This is a genomic window from Boseongicola sp., from assembly GCF_057460485.1.
The window spans coordinates 1-4,033 of record NZ_JBVCWP010000324.1; the positions used below are offsets into that span (position 1 = coordinate 1).

3 protein-coding genes and 1 pseudogene are annotated in these 4,033 nt (G+C 57.5%); all 4 read right to left on the reverse strand.

Annotated elements, in window-relative coordinates; genetic code table 11:
* Positions 1–1,316: aldehyde dehydrogenase family protein (locus tag AC221Y_RS21275; protein ID WP_486708347.1), on the reverse strand; the 1,316-nt coding region annotated here is incomplete at its 3' end.
* 441 nt (positions 1,317–1,757) lie between these two features.
* Positions 1,758–1,937: a hypothetical protein gene (locus tag AC221Y_RS21280; protein WP_299753324.1), complete on the reverse strand. Its 180-nt coding sequence runs from the start codon at positions 1,935–1,937 to the stop codon at positions 1,758–1,760.
* 32 nt (positions 1,938–1,969) lie between these two features.
* Positions 1,970–2,125, reverse strand: a pseudogene (locus tag AC221Y_RS21285) (IS30 family transposase); the annotation flags it as partial.
* A gap of 415 nt (positions 2,126–2,540) precedes the next feature.
* A partial coding sequence (locus AC221Y_RS21290; RefSeq protein WP_486708348.1) for a Fic family protein occupies positions 2,541–4,033 on the reverse strand: 1,493 nt, incomplete at its 5' end.

The following is a 4,033-nucleotide window of genomic DNA, read 5'->3' on the forward strand; positions in this document are numbered from 1 at the left end:
AAAACCTGACCCGCACGAAGCTTTTTCGCCATGCGCATCTGACGCCCGCCATCGCGTGTCCAAACCGACGCGACAAGCCCATAGTCCGTGCCATTGGCAATAGTGACGGCCTCGTCCTCGTCCGAAAAGGGGATGACGACCTGCACGGGTCCGAAAATCTCATCGCGCGCCAAAACATGATCAGCAGGCACGTTGGCAAAAAGCACAGGTGCCACATATGCCCCACCGTCCGGCGCATTATCTGCGATCCGCCCCGTCGCGGCCCTGTACAAGTCAGCGCCTTGTGCAATGTAACTTTCGACAATGTCCTTTTGACGCCTGGACACCAAAGGCCCCACATCCAGATCGTCCATAGCAGGTCCCGCTACCAAAGCCGCATAGCGCGCCGCCATTTTTTCGACGACCTCGGTGTAGCGGGAGCGGTGCACCAAAATCCGCGAGGATGCCGAACAGGTCTGACCGGCGTTTTGAATACCTGCATTCACCAAAAATGGCAGCGCCGCTTCCAGATCCGCATCTTCAAAGACTACCTGCGGCGACTTACCGCCAAGCTCAAGCGTGACCGGAACCAGGTTTTGCGCGGCCGACGTCTGTACCAACCGGCCAACCCCGACCGAACCAGTGAACGACAGGTGGCGCACGCCGGGATGGGCCGTTAACGCCGCACCCGCTTCGACACCAAGGCCTGGCACAACGTTCAGCGCGCCGTCCGGAAGACCAGCGCGACGCGCCAGTTCCGCGAAAGCAAGCGCGGTCAGGCAGGCTTCTTCTGCCGGCTTCAGAACGGCCGCATTTCCCGTCGCCAGGGCCGCGCCCACAGACCGTCCTATGATTTGCATCGGGTAGTTCCACGGCACGATATGGCCCGTCACGCCGTGCGGTTCACGCAAGGTATAGACCGTGTAGCCGTCGAGATAAGGGATTGTTGCGCCGTGCAATTTGTCTGCAGCACCGGCGTAGAACTCCATATACCGCGCCAGCGCGAGAACATCTGCGCGTGCCTGCTTCAGCGGCTTGCCGACGTCCAAGGCTTCAAGTTCCGCAAGGTGTTCGGTGTTTTCAAGGACCAGCTGCCCTATCCGGGCCAGCACCCGCCCGCGCTCGGCGGCCGTCGATCTGCCCCAATCTCCTGCCAAAGCGGCCTCGGCACTTGCAACTGCGAGCGCGATATCGTCCACTCCCGCACGCGCGATATCGCAAAGAACGGTCCCATCTGACGGGTTAACAAGGTTTAGAGTTTCGCCTCCGACAGGCGACTGCCATGTCCCGGAGATCAGACACTTCGTAGGATCAAGATCAAGCGGCCTAAGACTCATGTGCATCCCCAAACATCAGCGGTGTTAAGTGTGTTTAGCGGCTTGGTCGCCGGCAGAGAAGCGGCAATTGTTCGCCAACGACTATGGTGAACGCAGCGCGGTACCGCCGTTCATCTTCGTTAACATGAGAGGGTGTTGGTAGCGCAGGAGGCTCCTAACATAACGTCTCAGCCCATCGCAAGTTATTGCAATAAAATAATTATAATCAATACTTTATATTAAACCATATGTCGCAAGACATTACAATTAGTCGCCACAAATCGCATGCTGGATGATGGGACAATTCTGACCTCTACCGCGTCAGTTCTCAGTGACATTCAACACTGATTTTTTCCCAATAATACAGAACCCGTTTCTGAAGGGATCGAGACGCAAGGCGGCTGGTGGATAATCCGCGCCTTCAAATATGTCATCGATCACAGCGATCAGTCTGATCATCGCCTAGTTGTTCAGGATGTTCTTCGTGCCCTGCATCTGTCTCAGCGAATTTGCAATGTGTTCGCGCCAGCGTGGGCCAACTTCCATTGCGTTGACGTCGGCACTGCACAGATCGTCGGGCCGGTCCTCGGCCATCGCCTCAATTAGAAACGCCGCCTGCTCACGGTCCTTCGACGCCTTCAAGCTGCCCGCACCATCGCGCCATCGGTCGACGTCATGCCTCCGGCCTCTCGAAACCAACGACTGCCAACAGGGGCAGACGCTCCAGCCTGAACTGCGGCCTCTTCGCTGGAAATACCCTGCTCAATCAATCGCCAGAACAAAACCTGCTGCGCTCGATGTGCCACCTTAGGACGGCCAGGCGAACGCATTTTGTCTCGGGTGCTTCGGTCGGAAGCTCGCTTTTATTTCGTCATCGCAATCTCCAATTCGGAACCGTTGCGATGACCGCTTGAATCCGCCCAGTGTTCGGCGATTGGAGTTCCAATTCGCCCGTGAGCCAATAGTGGCCGAAGAAGATCCACTTCTCCTTGGGCCGGTACGTCGTTCGAACGACAGAGCCGGGAACATCACCTGCGGGCAGCCTGCCCGCTTCTGGCACGGACATTGCAATATCACTCCATGAGCCGGGCTCTGAAGCCCACCACTTCACACGCACGCTGGCGCGCTCATTGCCGTCTTTATCCGTTGGCGCCCATGGGCACGATGACCGCCATCGTGATCACGATGATCAGCATCATGATGGGGATGATGATCATCGGGCTCATGTCATGACCGGCATGCCGGTTATTGCGCGGCAAAGGCCTCTCTGACGATCTCTTCGATCGTCGCAATCTCATCATCTGTCAGCTTTGAAAACGGTTCACGGTCACGGCGGCGCTTTGGGAAGTCTCCATCATTGTTTCTGATGAAAAAAATGGATTGTTGAGCCAGGTTATCGGACATTTCAATGGCGTTCATGATGCCGCGCATCGCTTCGTCATGGCGCTTCAGATATTCAATCTCTCGCGGCAAATCCTCTTCGATCGTGCGTTTGACACACTCATACAGAAACTCGGCTTCTGCTGTGCAGTCAAAGAAGCGATAGAGGTCGGCTGTGTCGTTCAGCACATCGACATTGCCATTGGGTAAGGCGCGCCAATCTATGAAGTCCATCAGTGGGGCAGAATGACCCTGCAGCACGGTGCGGTAATCATCGATGCGGTCGAGCATGACCGAAGACACCGGAAACACCATACCCGCCGGTGTGAATTTCCGCTCGGCCAGGACCTGATGGATCAGGCAGCGATGCAAGCGGCCGTTTCCGTCAGCAAGCGGGTGAATATAGATAAACCCGTACGCAATGATCGCGGCCTGTAGGACAGGATCGACATTATCGGTATCCGTGATCCGCAGTCTGTTATTACATTCGTTGAGCGCCGTCATCAGTTCGAACACGTCCTCGCGGCGCGCGCCGATGAACTCAGGGATCGGTTCGTTATTATGGTCGCGTTCGCCCAGAAAGACGCCTTCTTCTCGGTAGCCGATCGGCGTCAGGCGATCATCACCGATCAAGATGCGGTGCAGGCGGTAGATTTCAGTTTGGTTGAGCGGGCGTTTGCCGGCTTCCAGAACCGCGCGGCCCCAGCGTTCCAATCTATTGACCGGCGGCCTTTCGCCTTCAATCTCGAAACTGGCGCGGCTGTCAGCAAGCAGCAGAAAACTCGCCGCGCGCGCGATGACTTGACCGCCCGTTCTGCCGATTGTGTCTTGGGCCTGGGCGGCAAGGTCGCTTGCGATCAACTCTTCCAGCTTCTCTGTGCGGCGGATGATCGGGCACAGCGCGCCTGTGCCGAGCAGGTTGTCGCGAACGCGGTGTCGCAGCGACAAGCGCTCCTTACCGGTGAAGTGAAGCTTGGGGTCAAGTGCGGGAACCGCCGTAACCGTCGGGGCGTCTTCCAGATTAAGCGTGCGGCCTGTCAGGGTTTCATAGAAGAACCACAGGCGCCGTGAAAAAGCGCCCGTCGGTGTGGCGCGGACAATGGCCTCGATCTCTTCCTGCGGCACCGCATCGAAAGCCCGCCTTAAGATCAGCAGGTCCATATGCTCGTGCCGGAGCGCGAAGTTCAGATGACCTTCGAGTGTGTCTTCGGGCAAGTACCGCTTGTCGAAGACCTCCCAGGGCCCGTCGGCGCGCTTGTTGCCGCGCACATGCTTATCTGCAATGCATGCGGGGTTGCGCAGGGGCGCGGCAATGCCAAGATTGATGATAAGCGCAGACCAGCCGGCAAGGCTCTTGC